This window comes from Nocardia sp. IBHARD005 (assembly GCF_052814245.1).
The window spans coordinates 3639723-3655055 of the sequence record NZ_CP199935.1 but is presented as its reverse complement, the minus strand read 5'-3'; the positions used below and the strand labels follow the sequence as shown (position 1 = coordinate 3655055).

The following is a 15333-nucleotide window of genomic DNA, read 5'->3' as shown; positions in this document are numbered from 1 at the left end:
TCCGGCCTGAGCGCCGCCAGATCGCGAACCCGTTGCTGGCCGGGTGGAGGTCACCGTGCCTCGTTCCAGCGCCACCCCACCACACCATCGCCGAAGGAGCACGCGCGTCATGACGATCACCGTCGAGAACCACACCCCCACCACGACATTCGCCGACGACTGGGCGCGCTGGCATCATGCCCGCGAGGACGGCCTGCGCGACCCACTCGGCTGGCTCAGCCTGGCCGGGCTGCACTGGCTCACCGACAGCCCGCAGCGCCTGGACGGCGTCCCCGGCACCTGGTGGGTCACCGACGACAAGGTATTCATCACGGCGCAGCCCGCGGACCGGCTCGATGTGGACGATGAGCGGATCGGCGGCGTGCAGATCGTGACGCCTGTGGAGGGCGCGCCGGGGGTGAGCGTGCTCAACGAGGAGAAGGTCCTCGAAGTGATCCGCCGCTCCGGGCAGTACGCGGTGCGCGTGCACGATCCGGCCGCGCCGACGCTGACCGCGTTCACCGGGGTCGCGGCCTATCCCGCCGACCCGCGCTGGGTCGTGACCGGGCGTTTCACCGCGTTCGGACAGGCACGCACCGTCACCACGGGCGCCGTGGTCGACGGGCTGGAGCACCACCACAGCGCCGCGGGCATCATCGAGTTCCAGATCGGTGACAACCACGAAGCGCTACTCGCCTTCGGCACCCCCGACGACCTGAAGGTGCTGTTCACCGACGCCACCAGCGGCGTCACCACCTACCCGGCCGCCCGCTCGCTGGCCGTCGGAGCGGTCGAGGCCGACGGCACCGTCACCCTCGATTTCAACCGGGCCGTGAACCTGCCGTGCGCGTTCACCGATTTCGCCACCTGCCCGGTGGCACCACGTGAGAACAGGCTGCGCGTGGCGATCGAAGCGGGAGAACAGGATCCGAAGCTATGAGGGTTCCGCTGTCGATCCTCGATCTGTCCCCGATCAGCGAAGGGTCCAGTGCCGCACAGGCATTGCGCAATACTGTCGATCTGGCCCGGCAGGCCGAGCGGTGGGGATACACCGTTCCGGGTGAGGGCATCGATGCCGAGCTGTGGTTGTTCGGTAGTTCGGCGGGCGAAAGTGCCGAGCTCGCAGGCAAATCGGGGCTGCCGTTCGCCGCGGCCTACCATGTCGCGCCGGGCACCGCGCTGGACGCGGTCGCGGCGTATCGGGCGGCGTTCCGGCCGTCGGAACTGCTGGCCGAACCGCACGTCATCGTGTCGGCCGACGTCGTGGTCGCACCCGATAACGACACCGCCCGCCGGCGCGCGAGCACCTACGGACACTGGGTCCACAGCATCCGCAGCGGCGGTGCGGCCGAATACCTGTGCGCGGCGCTGCTCGTTCTCGCCTTGGCCACCACCGCATTCGTCAAACCCGAACGGCACGAGTAGCACCACGAGGGGCCGCGGACTCGTTCCGCGGCCCCCGCGCTCACCCGCTCGTCAAGCCCGCATCAGTCACACTTCCCCCATCTATACGTAGGCGTATATCAGCGGTAGTCTCGACCTATACGCCGCCGTACACATGGAGGTTCCAGCTATGCGACTACCCGAATCGGCCCACACCGACCAACCCTGGCGCATCCACGAGATCGCCCCCGACTTCGACGTCGAGGACATCTGGCAATTCCGCACCCCGGGCGGCGGCGCCGACGACTTCCCCGCCCTGCTGGCCGCCCTCCGAGCCGAACGCGCCTCCGAGTCCACCGGCATCAGCGGCCTGCTGTTCAAGATCCGCTGGAAGCTGGGCGAACTGTTCGGCTGGGACCGCGAGGACGCGGGCACCGGCAAGCGCGTTGCCTCCCTGCGCGACCGCCTGCCCGCCGACCTCCGCGACACCGACATCCCCGACGAGGACGGTCCCCTCACCACCCTCTACGTCCTCGGCAACGAATACGCCGCCGAGATCGCCAACAGCACGATGCACGGCATCATGCACCTGGGCTGGGTCCCCGACACCACCGGCTACCACCTACAAATGGCCGTCTTGGTGAAGCCCAACGGCTGGTTCGGCCGGTTCTACATGGCCCTGATCAAGCCCTTCCGCTACGGAATCGTCTACCCCGCGATGACCCGCAGCTGGGAACGAACCTGGAACGACCTCGCCATCTCGCGGTAGTCAGCACAATAGTTAGGAGCACTCCGCTAAGGACTGTGCTCCTAACTATTGTGCTGAGGGTCTCGCTCGGCTTCGGTACGCGCAAGAGATCGACTGCATCCGCAATCCGCGCGACACACTTCGCGGGGTAGCTGAAGGTCTACCCTGTTGTCAGCGACGACGCGGCGGGCGGGACGAGCGGGGGTTGGAATGGCAGTCACCGGTTGGACCGGCGTCGAGGTTCGCGCAATGCGTTCAGCGGCATTGCGGATCACCCAGGCAGAACTTGCCGAACGCCTCGGGTTCACCGAATCGGTCGTCCGCAAATGGGAAAAGCGCGGTGCGACAATCACACTCACGCACCAGCATGCAGCAGCGATGGACACACTGTTGGTGCGACTCGGCGACGATCAACGCCGGAGATTCGAGTCGGCGTGTTCTGCGGTGCAGCCGCCGCCAATGGTGACCACAAACGTTGATCCATTCGGTCGACCAGACACGGTTGTCGGCCAGCTCCAACAGCCGGCCGAGCTTCGTGGTGATAGCGAACTCGTTGAGGCGCTCAGCCTTGCGCTCGGATCGATAGTCGACCGCTACGAGGCGGAGGGCCCGCGTCACCTGGCGAGCGAAGTTCAGGACCTTCGTCAGCGAGTGAATCTTCTTCTCCAACAGCGTCGTCACCCGGCTCATGTCGAGCAGTTGAATCGGATCGCGGCGCGGTTGTCGGGGGTTCTGGCATACATGGCAGTGAACTGTGGCCGGTTCGGTAGCGCCCGGATGTACTGCCGCGAAGCGCAGGTACTGGCGTCGCTGATCGAGGATCCCGAGATGCTCGCTTGGACCAAAGCTACCGAGAGCTTTTGTGCCTACTATGCGGGCGATTTCGTGCGTGCGGTGACGTTGGCCGATCACCAGAATACTGTTCCAGGCTTGACTCCCGCCTTGACATTCCAGGCCTACGGCACAGCGCGTCTCATGGCCAACACCGCCACCGCGTTCCTCTCAGCTGGTCGATTCGACAAAGCCCTCGAGTTCGGAGGATTGGTCGAGGACCACGTTTCACGGTCTGACTCGGTGTGGAGCCGAACCTTGGTGCACCTGGATGTGGCGACTGCTCTCGTCCTGCAGCGCTCACCCGACGTCGAACACGCGGTTCAGCTCGGCATCGAGGCTCTGGACGTCTCGGCCGATCGCCCCATCCGTTCGGTATGGCAGCGGGCGAAAACTCGGCATGCTGTTGGACTCTCGACAGCGAGCGCCGTCACGTGATTACGCCGAGCACTCGAGGCACTGGCAGCGTTCGGCGCAACCACTGATCGCCCCAGAGAGCAACCGCTAGCCACCAAGAGCAAGGACCGCGCGGGTGTCCCAGCGGTAGCTGTGGCCGTCCCTTCTGAGCACGACCAATTCGACCTGCTTCACTCGAACGCTGACACATCGTGCCCCACGCAACGCTGTTACGGCGGCGATGACGTGAACAGCAGCGCGGTCAGTGTTGTTGTAGGCGATGCCCAAGTGCGGCCGGAAGCGGGAAGGTCCCGACACCGCCCCTGCCGACGAGTTCGGCAACACTGCTGCCGTACAGGTCGACAGAACCTGATGCAGATCGAGCAGCTGATCCCACGGTGCAACCGAGAACCTGATCGCGCTACGCGAGCCGCTCAGCGGGCCGACACTGAGATCGAACGGCTTTGCGTCCGAAAGGCATTTGCCGGCAAGCGAAACCAGGCGATCGATCTGCTCGCTCGAGACGACCGTTGTGGCGCCGATCCCCATCATGGTGATGTGCAGGGCATCCAACGGCACCGGATCGATCCCTCCGATCGCCAGCGCCTTCTGGCAGTCGGCAGCGAGTTCGATCAGTTCGGAGTCGTCGAACGTCAGGTACCAGTAATAGCCGGTATGCCCTGGCGCCCACTGCTTCACGGTCCAGTGGTCGCGAAGGACGTCGATCTCGGAGAAGGCGTTCCAGTCATTCCGTGCGATGGCTTCCGGATCCGACGTCGAGTCCGGCTGCAGCTCGGGGAACGGGCCACTCGATGTCATGACCGGCTGATCTGCCTCTCCATGTCGAAATCCTTGTCGGCGAGTTTGCGTATCGGCGGCCCGGACGCGACACCGAGGCGGAGTGCGTCCGGCCAGACGATCACATCCGTTGCGGTGCCGCGATTCCCAATTGCCCCAGACCGAGTTCCAGAGTGCGAGCAGTCAACTGGCACAGTGCAATTCGATTCGATCGAATCGGTTCGTCAGCCGCGACGACTGGGCACGAGTCGTAGAAGGAGGTGTAGGTGCGGGCGAGATCGTAGAGATAGCCCGCCAATCGGTGCGGCTCCAGCGCGTCAGCTACCTCCTCGAGGACCGTGCCGTAGCCGTCCAACGCCAGTGCCAACTCTCGCTCGGCGGGTTCCAGTGGACCAGCACTGTCGACCGTGGCTCGCGCCGTGGCATCGGCCCTGCGCAGGATCGAGCGCACGCGGGCGTGGGCATACTGCAGGTAGACGCCGGTGTTGCCGTTGAGTGTTGTCATCCGGTCGAGGTCGAAGGTGTAGTCCTTGACCCTGGACGTCGACAGATCCGCGTACTTGATCGCACCGATTCCCGCTTGCTCGGCGATGGTGTCGAGCTCGGCAGTACTCAGGTCCGGGTTCTTCTCAGCGACAACTGCGCGCACGCGCGCGGCAGCCTCGTCGAGTAGGCCCATCAACCGAACCGTCCCTCCCGCACGGGTTTTGAACGGTTTGCCATCGGGTCCAAGGATCGTGCCGTAGGCGACGTGATCGACCCCGATCGCGTCGGTGAGCCACCCGACTCGCCGCGCAGCTTCGAAGATCAGCTGAAAATGCAGAGCCTGCCGGGAATCGGTGACATACAGCAGTCGGTCTGCGTGCAGCGATGCGATGCGGTACCGGATGGTGGCCAGGTCGGTGCTGTCGTAGCCGTAGCCACCGTCGCGTTTGCGGACCATCAGCACGACCGGCTGATCATCAGGACCGTTGACCTGCTCGGACAACACGACGACGGCGCCGTCGCTATCGACTGCTACGCCCTTGTCGATGAGTTCGGTGACGGTGTCGGCCAGTTGGTCATTGTAGAACGACTCGCCGATGTAGTCATCGGGTGTGAGCAGGACCCCGAGCCGGTCATAGATCGCGCCGAAGGCTTTCTCCGACTCGGCGACAATCTCCCGCCACCGCGCAACGGTGTCGGGGTCGCCGGCTTGCAGAGCAACGACCCTGGTCCGGGCTCGGTCAGCGAAGTCAGGATCGGAGTCGAACTGGGCGCGAGCTGCCTTGTACAGGCTGTCCAGCGCCGATACCGAGCTGGTCTCGGAGTCGAGTTCTTCGGTGTGCCAGGGCGATTCGGGGTGCTCATCAATGTATTGGATGAGCATCCCGAACTGGGTACCCCAGTCCCCCAAATGGTTCGCACGCACGACGTCCGCGCCGAGGAACCCGAAAACTCGGGCGAGGCTGTCACCGATGATCGTGGTCCGAAGATGCCCGACATGCATCTCCTTGGCCACATTCGGAGCGGAGTAGTCGATGACCACCCGACGCTCGTTCTCGGTGGCCGGCACGCCGAGCCGATCGTCGGCCAGCCTGGCTGACACACTCTCCCAGATCGCCCGATCGGCCAGTGAGATATTCAGGAATCCCGGACCCGACACCTGCACATCGGCGATCACACCACCGGTGAGATCGAGAGCGGCCGCAAGCTCACCGCCGAGTTGCGCCGGCGGCATTCCAATCTTCTTCGCCAGCGGTAGCGCGGCGTTGGATTGGAAGTCGGCCCGATCGGATCGTCGCACTACCGGGTCCGCATCCGCCATTTCCGGGCGGACTCGGACGATCGCCTCCGACACAGCGGCAGCGACACGTCCGAGCAGCGGCACAATACCGGCAGAGCTCACCTTGGATTCCTTTCGATGGGGATGGTGAGCCCATTGTCGCAGGTGCGCGAACTGGCGGAGCCGCGGCCGACGTGGCACCGGCGGAATCGCGCACCGTCGACGACCTCGACCATGTTCCTGGCGACCAGCGACGCCAGCCCCGCCTGAACCGTCGAACAGAGGTGAGCGCTCCGGGTATAACCCAAGAAGTCCTTGCCCTGGGCACCACCAGGGGAGCAGGTCAGCGCCCGCACCGCGTGGGGAACTGTGATCTCCGGCGTCGCGAGCATCGAGATCGCGAGCACGGCCACAGCCTGTTCCGCTCTCGAGCGATCGGCGCGATATCGTGCCACGTTCCCGCCGAGGAATACATGCTCACTGGTGAGGGCGTTGAGCAGCAGCCGATGCGCAAAGGTGGGCGAATTCAGCCAGCTCGCGTCGACAATCACTGGGTCGGGCCTGAGCACGCCCGCAACCCTCGGGAAGCACCGCAGTCCGACAGCACGGTCGACGTCTGAATAGGTCGCGTAAAGCTTTGTCTCGTAATCTACTTCGGTATCGGTGGCCAAGCCGAAGTCGTCGTGGACGAGCGAAACCGCCCCCACCAGGCCGTCCATGATGGAGCGACCCAGGCGATCACGTCCGACCAAGACGAGGTCGAGATCAGAGTGCGAGTCGCACAAGCTGGCCTGCGAGCCGTAGACCAACCCGTACCCGCCGGGCGGGGTGAAGTTGCGACACACCTGCGCCGCCGCGGCGAACAGTTCAGGAGTCATGACGACAGCCCGATCGGAAGCGACGCATACGGGTGCGCGGCGGCATGGAAGTCGATGAGGTGGACTCCGCTCGGGAGCGCGACACCACCACCTGCGATCTCGTACCGGTCGATGAATTCCTCCACTGCTATCGCGAGCGCGGGATCGTCGAGCAACTGAGGGTGGTGTTTGAAATGGACCCCGAAGAACCAATCACGGGCCGCATCGCGACTCGGCGCCCACGCCACCCCGCCGAGCCGGGTATGAGTCAGCGTGCCATCGCCCTGATTCTCGGCGTCACGAAGTGCGTCGACCAGGATATTCCGGGTGTAGGCGCGGCCGCCGTCAGGGAACGGCGCAACCGCTTCCCATGCTCGGGTCACCAGTTGCTGCTCTGGGCTCTCCGCATCGAACAGCATCGCCAGCAGATGCCCGCCGGGGGCGACCAGTCCAACCAGGTCGAGTACGAACTGCCGTGCTTGTTCTCGGCTACGAACCTGATCGCACCGAGGCCGAACGCCCGCGGGTGAGAGTTCCTCGAAGAATTCCCCGATCGGGTAACTCAACGACCAGAAGGCCGTCACCAGGTCAAAGCTCATCGACCGGCCACCACGCAAAAGCGCGGTCACGGCGTCGCTGGTGTCCGCGCCGATCGTCTGCGATTCGGGAAACTTCTGGGCGACTGCGGTCACCATTGTTTCGCTGTAGTCGACGAGCGCGAGATTGCGCGCGTAGGGCGCGATCGCCTCAGTGATCCTGCCTGTGCCACAACCGAACTCGACGACATCCAATGAGGCAGTCGGTGGCCCTGTGATGTTCGGTGAGCCAGTCCGCGACCAGGTCGACGTCTTCGGTTCCGCCGTAATAGTGACGCAACAGCAGTTTGTCGTAGACACCCGCTATCTCGTAGACCGCGCGAAAAGTCTTGTGCGTCATGCTGTTGCCCCATCCAGGTCGAGCGCGAGGTGGTCGAGATAGGCAAGGACGTCGTGCATGTGGGTCTCAGTGACCGCGGGATTGTTCGCCATGAAGCGCAGTGGGTACACGATCGCTCCCGCGCGAAGACGGCCGAGGTCATCGGGGAGGGTGAACTGGTGCAGGTGCCAGTGGCCTTCGGCAAGCACGCGTAGGTGGATCGCGATGTTGAGTTGGTTGACACGATCTAGCTCCGCGTCGTTCAGATTTCCTGCCTCGATGCCCGCTGGCAGGTAGACGAATACGACCGCGGCAAGATCCGGGTCGTTGAGGCGCACCAACCTGGGGTGCGTGTCGACCAATCCCTCGAACGTACGAGCAACCTCATGTCGGTGATCGGCCAACTCCGCGAGCCCGCGCGTCCGCGCCCGAGCATCATCATCCACAGCTTCAGCGACATCCACCCGAGTAGGTCGAAATCGTCCGCAACGCAGCCGGATCACGCACCAGCAACGCACTCAACCCGTAGGGCACTGCCATGATCTTGTGTGGGTCGACAGTGATGCTCTCGAACCCGGCGATGCCGTCGATCTTGTCCCGCAGGTTCGGGCTGAATGCCGCGAGCAGACCCCAGCACGCATCCGCGTGCAGCCAGATTGTCGGGTCGATTGCTCGGACGAGATCGTGTACGGCGCGCAGGTCGTCGACTGTCTGCGTTCTGCTGTCGCCTGCGTAGGCGACAACCGCCATCACTCGATCACCGTGCTCACGCAGAGTCCGCACGAGTTCGTCTGTGTTGTAACGAAATCCATCGGTGGCGACCTCGATGACGTGCGCGCCGCAACCGATCCAGGTCAACGCCGCCTTCACGCTGTAGTGGCCGACTCCCCTCGGCACGACGACCGCGAATCGGCTCGGGTCAGCCACTCCGGAGTGCATCGTGCCCGGCGCTTTCGCTTCACGAGCGAGCATCATCGCGACGGTGTTGCTGGTAGTCCCGCCGGGAGTGATGATGCCGCCGACGTCCCAGACCGTGTTCACATTCCCGACCATAGGATTCACGTAGCCGAGCAGCTCCCGTAGCCACCGCAACACCGTGATCTCGATGAACGTCGCGCTCGGACTGTCGAACGACTGGTTGATCATGTTCTGCTGCGTCAGCGTTGCGAGCACACTGCCCGCCAGCGCGAGCTGATCATCACCGGTGTCACCGAAGCCCATGAAGCGCGGCGATGCTTCGTACTTGCACAGCGGCAGCACCCGATCGACGAAATCGGCCAACACCGCCTCACCCGCCATCGGCTCGATGGGAAGGTCGGTGACCAGCAGGTCGCGGATCTCTCCCGCGGTGCTCCGCCGCCCGAAGATCTCCGGGCGCGCTTTGAAATGCAGGCCGAGATCGAGGGCCCGATGCGCCAGCCCGTCATGGGGGTCGACAACAACGGGTGGGTTATGTGCGCGAATTGCCTTCGCATGCATGGTGTTTGCCTTCCGAGCGGGTAACAACCTGGTGCACACAACAATCCAGGGAGAAGGACCAGGCTGGAAGCCACGCAACCGCTACGGAACCGCCTCGAAGGCAGAACAGGAGACTGCCGTCATGCCCTGCCTATTTCCCTTCTGAGCACATTCGAGATGGGCAGGGAGACCACCGATGTCTGCGGCCCACCCGCACTGCGAGAACGCAAATGGCGATGCCGAAAGCACTGGGCGGACTCGCGGCGAGTTCTGGATGACGGTCGGCGCGATCGAATGGCGTGGAAGGAGTGAGCCTTCTACGCGCTGATCGGGGCCGCTGTTACTCCGTAGCCGAGGTTGGTGAGGACCTCGCTGGTGGCCTTGGCGAAGTTCAGGGTGATGAAGTGCAGGCAGGGGGCGCCTTCGTCGGTGAGGCGCTGGGCCATTTCGGTGGCGATCTGGATGCCTTCGGCGCGGACCGCCGCGCGGTCTTCTTCCGGGCCGCTACCCGCGGCTCGGGTGAGGCGGGCTACGACGTCGGCGGGGACGGGGCGGCCGCTGAGTTCTTCCGCGCGGGCGACGGTGCGCAGCGAGGTGATGGGCATCAGTTCGGGGATGATCGGCTTGGTGCCCTCGATGGGGTCCATGGCGATCACGCGGTCGCGCAGACGCAGGTAGTGCTCGACGTCGAAGAACATCTGGGTGATCGAATATTCCGCTCCTGCGCGGAGTTTCGCGGCCAGGTGGCGGGTGTCGTGGTCGAGGTCGGGCGAGCGGTGGTGGCCCTGGGGGAACGACGCGACGCCGACGTGGAAGTCGCCGAGGTCGCGCACGATGCGGACCAGTTCCTCGGCGTATTCGACACCGCCGGGATGCTTGGCCCATTCGCCCAGCGGGTCGCCGGGCGGGTCGCCGCGCAGGACAAGGACATTGCAGATGCCGGAGTCTGCATAGGAGCCGATCAGGGAGCGCAGTTCGGCGATGCTGTGGCCGACCGCGGTGAGGTGGGCGACCGGGAGCAGGGTGGTTTCCTGCGCGAGGGCACCGGTGATGCGCACGGTGCGGTCGCGGGTGGAGCCGCCGGCGCCGTAGGTCATCGACACGAAGGCCGGATGCATGCGTTCGAACTCGCGGACCGCACGCCACAGCCGGGCCTCGCCCGCCGCGTCACGCGGGGGGTTGAACTCGACGGAGAAGGGCACGCCGCTGCCCGAATGAGTGCGCAGACTCTGCACCACCGAGGGGGTGTTCGAGACGATCGACGGCCGCTGGGCGGGTCGATCTGGGGTCGAACTTCCCCGTCCATTGTCGAAATCCACCGGCTCAGTCTAGTGGGAGCCGATGACGCCCCGGCACCGACCGGGAATCCGGCCGCCCAGCAGCGGACAATGCGTCAAGTCCAATGGACGTGTCCGGGGCGGCAGAACCCCGCCGAAACGCCGGGTGTGGGCTGCGTCGCAGCGGCCCTGTGCGCCGGGAGCGCGGCCCGCCCACCCGCGTATCGTTCGAGACAACGCTGGTGACCGCACCACCGAGTGCCCAACCGGTCCCGCTGTTCGCCCACTTCGCCCCTGGAGGCCGCCCTGTCCGCCGGAATCGGTACCCCGCTCTCCCGGTCCGCAGCCGACGCTCTGACCTCGGTCGATCTCGTCACGCTGACACCGGGCACGTCAGCCTTCGTCGCCGCTGTCGAACAGGTGCTGACCAGCTTCTTCGCCACCCGGCGTGAGTTCGTCGAGCCGCTGGGGCCCGTCTTCATCGATGCGGTCGAGGCGCTGGAACAGTTCGTTGTCCGTGGCGGTAAGCGGACGCGGCCGGGGTTCGCGTGGACCGGGTGGCTCGGTGCCGGTGGCGACCCGGCAGGGCCCGACGCCGCCGCGGTGCTCACCGCCTGTTCGGCGCTGGAGTTGGTGCAGGCGTGCGCGCTCGTGCACGACGACATCATCGACTCCTCGCGGACGCGACGCGGGTTCCCGACCGTGCACATCGAGTTCGAGGATCGTCATGGGGCGGCGGGCTGGCCCGGCGACGGCGCGGCGTACGGCTCAGCCGTCGCGATTTTGATCGGCGATCTGGCGCTGGCCTGGGCAGATGATCTGGTTCACGAGGCCGGATTGAGCCCGCTGGCGCTGGCCCGGTTCGCACCGGTGTGGGCGCGGATGCGGACCGAGGTGCTCGGTGGGCAGCTCCTCGACATCAACGGCGAGGCCGGTGGCGACGAATCGGTCGAGGCCGCATTGCGGATCAACCGGTACAAAACCGCCGCGTACACGATCGAACGGCCGTTGCATCTCGGTGCGGCATTGGCGGGTGCCGACGAGGCGCTGGTGGATGCGCTGCGGACCTATGGGACCGATGTGGGGATCGCGTTCCAGCTGCGTGACGACCTGCTCGGCGTGTTCGGCGACCCGGTGGTGACGGGGAAACCGTCGGGCGATGACCTGCGCGAAGGCAAGCGGACCGTGTTGATCGCCGAGGCGCTGCGCCGGGCCGATCCGGCGTCCGCCGCCCTGATCCGGACGGGTCTGGGCACGGACCTCGACGATGCTGCCGTCGACGAGCTGCGCACGGTGCTCACCGACCTGGGCGCGGTCGACGAGGTGGAGCGGCGGATCACCGAGCTCACCGATACCGGGCTGGCCGCCATCGCGACCAGCTCCGCGACGCCGCAAGCCGAGCAGTTGCTCCACGCCATGGCACTGGCTGCCACGCGCCGCGCAGCCTGATAGGAAAAGTGTTGTGGGACAAACGAATCATGTCGTCGTAGTCGGAGCCGGGCTGGCAGGTCTTGCGGCCGCGCTGCATCTGCGGGGCGCAGGCCACGAGGTGACGGTGCTGGAACGGGCCGATCATCCCGGCGGGCGGGTGGGTCGCTACCGGTTCGACGACTACGAGATCGACAGCGGCGCAACTGTTCTCACGTTGCCGGCAGTGATCGATGACGCGCTGGCCGCCGTCGGGCACACCCGCGACAGCGTCGGCCTGCGCATCCACCGCCTCACCCCCGCCTATCACGCACGCTTCGCCGACGGCAGCGACATCCGGGTCTTCGACGATGCCGACCAGATGGCCGCCGAGGTCGAAAATGCTTGCGGGCCCGCCGAAGCGCGCAACTACCGGCGCCTGCGCGACTGGCTCGGCCGCATCTACGACGCCGAATTCGACGAGTTCATGAACGCCGATTTCGATTCGCCCCTCGACATGGTGCGCACCCCGCGTGCCAGGGCCGCGTTGACCGCGCTCGCCAAGCTCGGCGGGTTCGGGAAACTGGGGCCGCGCGTGCGGTCCTATCTGCGCGACGAGCGGCTGACCAGGCTGTTCACCTTCCAAGCGCTCTACGCCGGCATGTCGCCGGATCATGCGCTGGCGATCTACGGCGCGATCCCGAACATGGATACCTGCTTGGGCGTCTATTTCCCCGAAGGTGGGATGCGCGCGATCACGGCCGCGCTCGCCGAGGCCTTCACCGCCGCGGGTGGCCGTCTCGTCCTGGACTCCGAGGTCGACGGCATCGACTACGCGACCGGCACGCACCCTGACATCGTGTCGGCAACGCGCTCCAACGGCCGCCTGCCGAACACCCGGAAAGGTGCGGCATCGACCGATGCCGTCGAAGGGGACGCCTCGACACGGGGAATCCGAGCGGGTGCCCCGGCCCGTGCACGCCACGCCGAAGCCGTCCGTACCACCGATGGACGCCGCTACCCCTGTGATGCGGTGATCCTGACCGCCGACATCGGCTCGCTACCCCGGTTCGGGCTGCGCCACCGTCGCGGCCTGCGCGCCTCGCCGTCGGCCGTCGTCGCCCACGGCACCATCCCCGCCGAGATCGCCGCGCGCTGGCCCGTGCAGGCCCATCACACCATCGAGTTCGGCGCCGCCTGGGCGCAGACGTTCGCCGAGATCGCCGCGCGCAAGGGTCGCGGACAGCTCATGAGCGATCCGTCGCTGCTGCTCACTCGGCCCGCGCTGACCGACGCCGACCAGTTCATCGACCGGCCCAGCGGCCGCTTCGAACCGCTGTCGGTGCTCGCACCGTGTCCCAACCTGAGCGCCGCCCCGCTCGACTGGGACCGCCTCGGCCCGGCCTACCTGCGCGAACTGCTCGCGGTACTGGAGCAGCGCGGCTACACCGGCATCACCGAACATTTCCACGTCGACCATCTCGACACTCCCGGCACGTGGGCCGCCCAGGGCATGATCGCGGGCACGCCGTTCTCGATCGCGCACCTGTTCCGGCAAACCGGCCCCTTCCGGCCACGCAATCTGCCAAGGGGTGTGGACAACGTCGTTCTCGCAGGTTGCGGCACCACTCCGGGGGTGGGTGTGCCCACCACGCTGCTGTCGGGCAAGCTGGCGGCGGCACGAATCACCGGCAGCCGGGCACACGCCGGTACCGACCACCGGGTTAGTGTTCCAAGTTGAAGCCGTAAACTGACGGCCGACTTATCAGCTCGCGGTTGCGACCGCCGACCATCCGGGGGGACCGACCGAACATGCCGCCCTCCGAGACGACCGTAGGCACCATGGACAACACGCGCACCCTAGAGCGCCAGCGTCACCTACTCACCGGGACCGATCCCGGCGTCCGGACCTGGCTGCGCACCGCAGGCGAGTTCGCCAGGAGTCCCGAAGGCCACGCGGCCCTCATGGGATTCTTCGGCGCCATGATGATCACCTTCGGTGGCTTCGGTGCGGGTGCTGTCCGCAAACGCGACCCGCTACTCGAGGCGCTGCACCTATCCTGGCTCCGGTTCGGCCACGGGTACGCATTATCGACGATCCTGATCTGGATCGGCGTGCTGATGATGATCACCGCGTGGGTTCGCCTCGGCCGTATCACCATCGGCAAGGGCGACCCGACGGTCAGCCTCAACGAGTTGCGGGCGATCGTCGGAATCTGGATCACGCCACTGCTGTTCGCGGCGCCGATGTTCAGCCGCGACGTCTACTCCTACCTTGCCCAAGGCGCGCTGCTACGCGACGGTTTCGACCCCTATCAGGTAGGGCCCGTTGCCAATCCGGGTGTGCTGCTGGACAACGTGAGTACGGTCTGGACCACCACCACCGCACCGTACGGGCCGATGTTCTTGCTGATCGGCCGCGCGATCACCTCGATCACCGGTGACAATGTGATCGCCGGGACCATCGCCCTTCGCTTCGCGATGCTGCCCGGGCTGGCGCTGATGATGTGGGCCGTGCCGTATCTGACCAAGCATCTCGGCGGTAAGCCGACGGTGGCGTTGTGGTTGGCGGTGCTCAACCCGCTGGTGCTGGTGCACCTGATCGGCGGCGTGCACAACGAGATGCTGATGGTCGGGCTGATGTGCGCGGGCGTCGCGCTCGTGCTCGAACGCCACCATGTGGCGGGCATCGTGGTGGTTGCTATCGGCGTCGCGATCAAGGCGACCGCAGGCGTCGCCTTGCCGTTCCTGGTGTGGATCTGGATTCTGCACGAAAAGGAACGGCGAGCCGCACAGCGTCGAGTGGCAGTGGATTCCGATGCCGCGCTCGCCGAAGAACAGCGACACCCCGACGCTGCCCGACCGTCCGCGGATATGCCGCACCCGCTGTTCGTCTTCGCCAAGATCGCCGGTATCGGTGTGGGCGTGTTCGCGCTGGTGTTCGGCGCGGCGTCGGTGATCGCGGGGGTCGGCTTCGGCTGGGTCACCGCGTTGCAGGGTTCGAACAAGATCATCAACTGGCTATCGCTGCCGACGATTCTCGCGCACATGGTCACCTGGGTGACCCCGCTGGCTCACGATTCGGTGCTGGAAGTGACCCGCCCCCTGTGCCAGATCGCCATGGTGGTGTTGCTCGTCGCGACATGGTGGCGGTTCCGGCACAGCGAACGTGAGGCCGTGATGGGCATCATCATCGCCTTCGTCGCGATCGTGCTGCTCTCGCCAGCCGCGCTGCCCTGGTACTACTCGTGGCCGCTGGCGCTTGCCGCCGCATTCGCACTGTCGACCACGACGTTGATGTGGCTGGTGGGGATCTGCACGTGGTTGATGCTGGTGTTCCAGCCGGACGGGTCGATCGGGCTCTACAACTTCTGGCACGTCGCCCTGGCGACGTTCGCCGCCGTGGTCGCGGCGGTGTCGCTGCGTACCGTAGATCCGCTGCATCTGCGTTCGGCCAGGTCGAAGGCCGCTGCCACGGAATCGGCGCCGCCCGTCCGGGCATGAGCGGTCGAGCGCACA

14 protein-coding genes and 1 pseudogene are annotated in these 15333 nt (G+C 65.9%); 7 read left to right on the top strand and 8 right to left on the bottom strand.

Annotation, left to right across the window (positions count from 1 at the left end; translation table 11 throughout):
• Nucleotides 1-109 precede the first annotated feature (109 nt).
• From ACTWPB_RS17040 to ACTWPB_RS17025, 4 genes and pseudogenes are all read left to right on the top strand, one after another.
• Complete coding sequence (locus ACTWPB_RS17040) at nucleotides 110-919, top strand: DUF1684 domain-containing protein (protein WP_446221630.1); 810 nt, start codon at nucleotides 110-112, stop codon at nucleotides 917-919.
• A gap of 113 nt (nucleotides 920-1032) precedes the next feature.
• A pseudogene (locus ACTWPB_RS17035) lies at nucleotides 1033-1335 on the top strand (LLM class flavin-dependent oxidoreductase); the annotation flags it as partial.
• A gap of 217 nt (nucleotides 1336-1552) precedes the next feature.
• Nucleotides 1553-2131: a DUF2867 domain-containing protein gene (locus ACTWPB_RS17030; RefSeq protein WP_446221629.1), complete on the top strand. Its 579-nt coding sequence runs from the start codon at nucleotides 1553-1555 to the stop codon at nucleotides 2129-2131.
• A gap of 189 nt (nucleotides 2132-2320) precedes the next feature.
• A complete protein-coding gene (locus tag ACTWPB_RS17025; RefSeq protein WP_446221628.1) occupies nucleotides 2321-3379 on the top strand; it encodes a helix-turn-helix domain-containing protein in 1059 nt (352 codons plus the stop codon).
• 66 nt (nucleotides 3380-3445) lie between these two features.
• On the opposite strand, the gene ACTWPB_RS17020 is transcribed toward ACTWPB_RS17025, so the two are convergent.
• The 8 genes from ACTWPB_RS17020 to ACTWPB_RS16985 all read right to left on the bottom strand — a co-directional run bounded on the left by ACTWPB_RS17020 (nucleotide 3446) and on the right by ACTWPB_RS16985 (nucleotide 10449).
• Complete coding sequence (locus ACTWPB_RS17020) at nucleotides 3446-4036, bottom strand: 2'-5' RNA ligase family protein (protein WP_446221627.1); 591 nt, start codon at nucleotides 4034-4036, stop codon at nucleotides 3446-3448.
• A gap of 220 nt (nucleotides 4037-4256) precedes the next feature.
• On the bottom strand, nucleotides 4257-6023 hold the full coding sequence (gene argS / locus ACTWPB_RS17015; RefSeq protein ID WP_446221626.1) for an arginine--tRNA ligase: 1767 nt from the start codon (nucleotides 6021-6023) through the stop codon (nucleotides 4257-4259).
• Complete coding sequence (locus tag ACTWPB_RS17010; RefSeq protein ID WP_446221625.1) at nucleotides 6020-6619, bottom strand: hypothetical protein; 600 nt, start codon at nucleotides 6617-6619, stop codon at nucleotides 6020-6022. The genes argS and ACTWPB_RS17010 overlap by 4 nt, the downstream gene beginning before the upstream one ends.
• A gap of 155 nt (nucleotides 6620-6774) precedes the next feature.
• Nucleotides 6775-7548, bottom strand: coding sequence for a methyltransferase (locus ACTWPB_RS17005; RefSeq protein ID WP_446221624.1), 774 nt, complete (start codon nucleotides 7546-7548; stop codon nucleotides 6775-6777).
• Nucleotides 7505-7693 carry a hypothetical protein gene (locus ACTWPB_RS17000; protein WP_446221623.1) on the bottom strand — a complete coding sequence of 63 codons (189 nt, stop codon included), beginning with the start codon at nucleotides 7691-7693 and terminating at the stop codon, nucleotides 7505-7507. Before ACTWPB_RS17000 ends, ACTWPB_RS17005 begins: the two co-directional genes overlap by 44 nt.
• On the bottom strand, nucleotides 7690-8136 hold the full coding sequence (locus tag ACTWPB_RS16995; protein WP_446221622.1) for a hypothetical protein: 447 nt from the start codon (nucleotides 8134-8136) through the stop codon (nucleotides 7690-7692). The genes ACTWPB_RS17000 and ACTWPB_RS16995 overlap by 4 nt, the downstream gene beginning before the upstream one ends.
• On the bottom strand, nucleotides 8123-9151 hold the full coding sequence (locus ACTWPB_RS16990; RefSeq protein ID WP_446221621.1) for a pyridoxal phosphate-dependent decarboxylase family protein: 1029 nt from the start codon (nucleotides 9149-9151) through the stop codon (nucleotides 8123-8125). Before ACTWPB_RS16990 ends, ACTWPB_RS16995 begins: the two co-directional genes overlap by 14 nt.
• 296 nt (nucleotides 9152-9447) lie before the next feature.
• Nucleotides 9448-10449, bottom strand: a complete 1002-nt coding sequence (locus ACTWPB_RS16985) for a methylenetetrahydrofolate reductase (protein ID WP_446221620.1) — start codon at nucleotides 10447-10449, stop codon at nucleotides 9448-9450.
• 252 nt (nucleotides 10450-10701) lie between these two features.
• Here ACTWPB_RS16985 and ACTWPB_RS16980 point away from each other — a divergent pair, with 252 nt between their 5' ends.
• From ACTWPB_RS16980 to ACTWPB_RS16970, 3 genes are all read left to right on the top strand, one after another.
• Entirely contained in the window at nucleotides 10702-11856 is a 1155-nt protein-coding gene (locus ACTWPB_RS16980) for a polyprenyl synthetase family protein (protein WP_446226376.1), read from the top strand.
• Nucleotides 11857-11869: 13 nt separating this feature from the next.
• A complete protein-coding gene (gene crtI, locus ACTWPB_RS16975) occupies nucleotides 11870-13555 on the top strand; it encodes a phytoene desaturase family protein (protein ID WP_446221619.1) in 1686 nt (561 codons plus the stop codon).
• 101 nt (nucleotides 13556-13656) lie between these two features.
• Nucleotides 13657-15318: an alpha-(1->6)-mannopyranosyltransferase A gene (locus ACTWPB_RS16970; protein ID WP_446221618.1), complete on the top strand. Its 1662-nt coding sequence runs from the start codon at nucleotides 13657-13659 to the stop codon at nucleotides 15316-15318.
• Nucleotides 15319-15333 lie beyond the last annotated feature (15 nt).

What these genes read in the sequence shown, in the direction of transcription:
- ACTWPB_RS17040 (WP_446221630.1), top strand. Translation starts at nt 110, where the DNA reads ATGACGATCACCGTCGAGAACCACACCCCCACCACGACATTCGCCGAC.
- ACTWPB_RS17030 (WP_446221629.1), top strand. Translation starts at nt 1,553, where the DNA reads ATGCGACTACCCGAATCGGCCCACACCGACCAACCCTGGCGCATCCAC.
- ACTWPB_RS17025 (WP_446221628.1), top strand. Translation starts at nt 2,321, where the DNA reads ATGGCAGTCACCGGTTGGACCGGCGTCGAGGTTCGCGCAATGCGTTCA.
- ACTWPB_RS17010 (WP_446221625.1), bottom strand. Translation starts at nt 6,619, where the DNA reads ATGGACGGCCTGGTGGGGGCGGTTTCGCTCGTCCACGACGACTTCGGC.
- ACTWPB_RS17000 (WP_446221623.1), bottom strand. Translation starts at nt 7,693, where the DNA reads ATGACGCACAAGACTTTTCGCGCGGTCTACGAGATAGCGGGTGTCTAC.
- ACTWPB_RS16990 (WP_446221621.1), bottom strand. Translation starts at nt 9,151, where the DNA reads ATGCATGCGAAGGCAATTCGCGCACATAACCCACCCGTTGTTGTCGAC.
- ACTWPB_RS16970 (WP_446221618.1), top strand. Translation starts at nt 13,657, where the DNA reads ATGGACAACACGCGCACCCTAGAGCGCCAGCGTCACCTACTCACCGGG.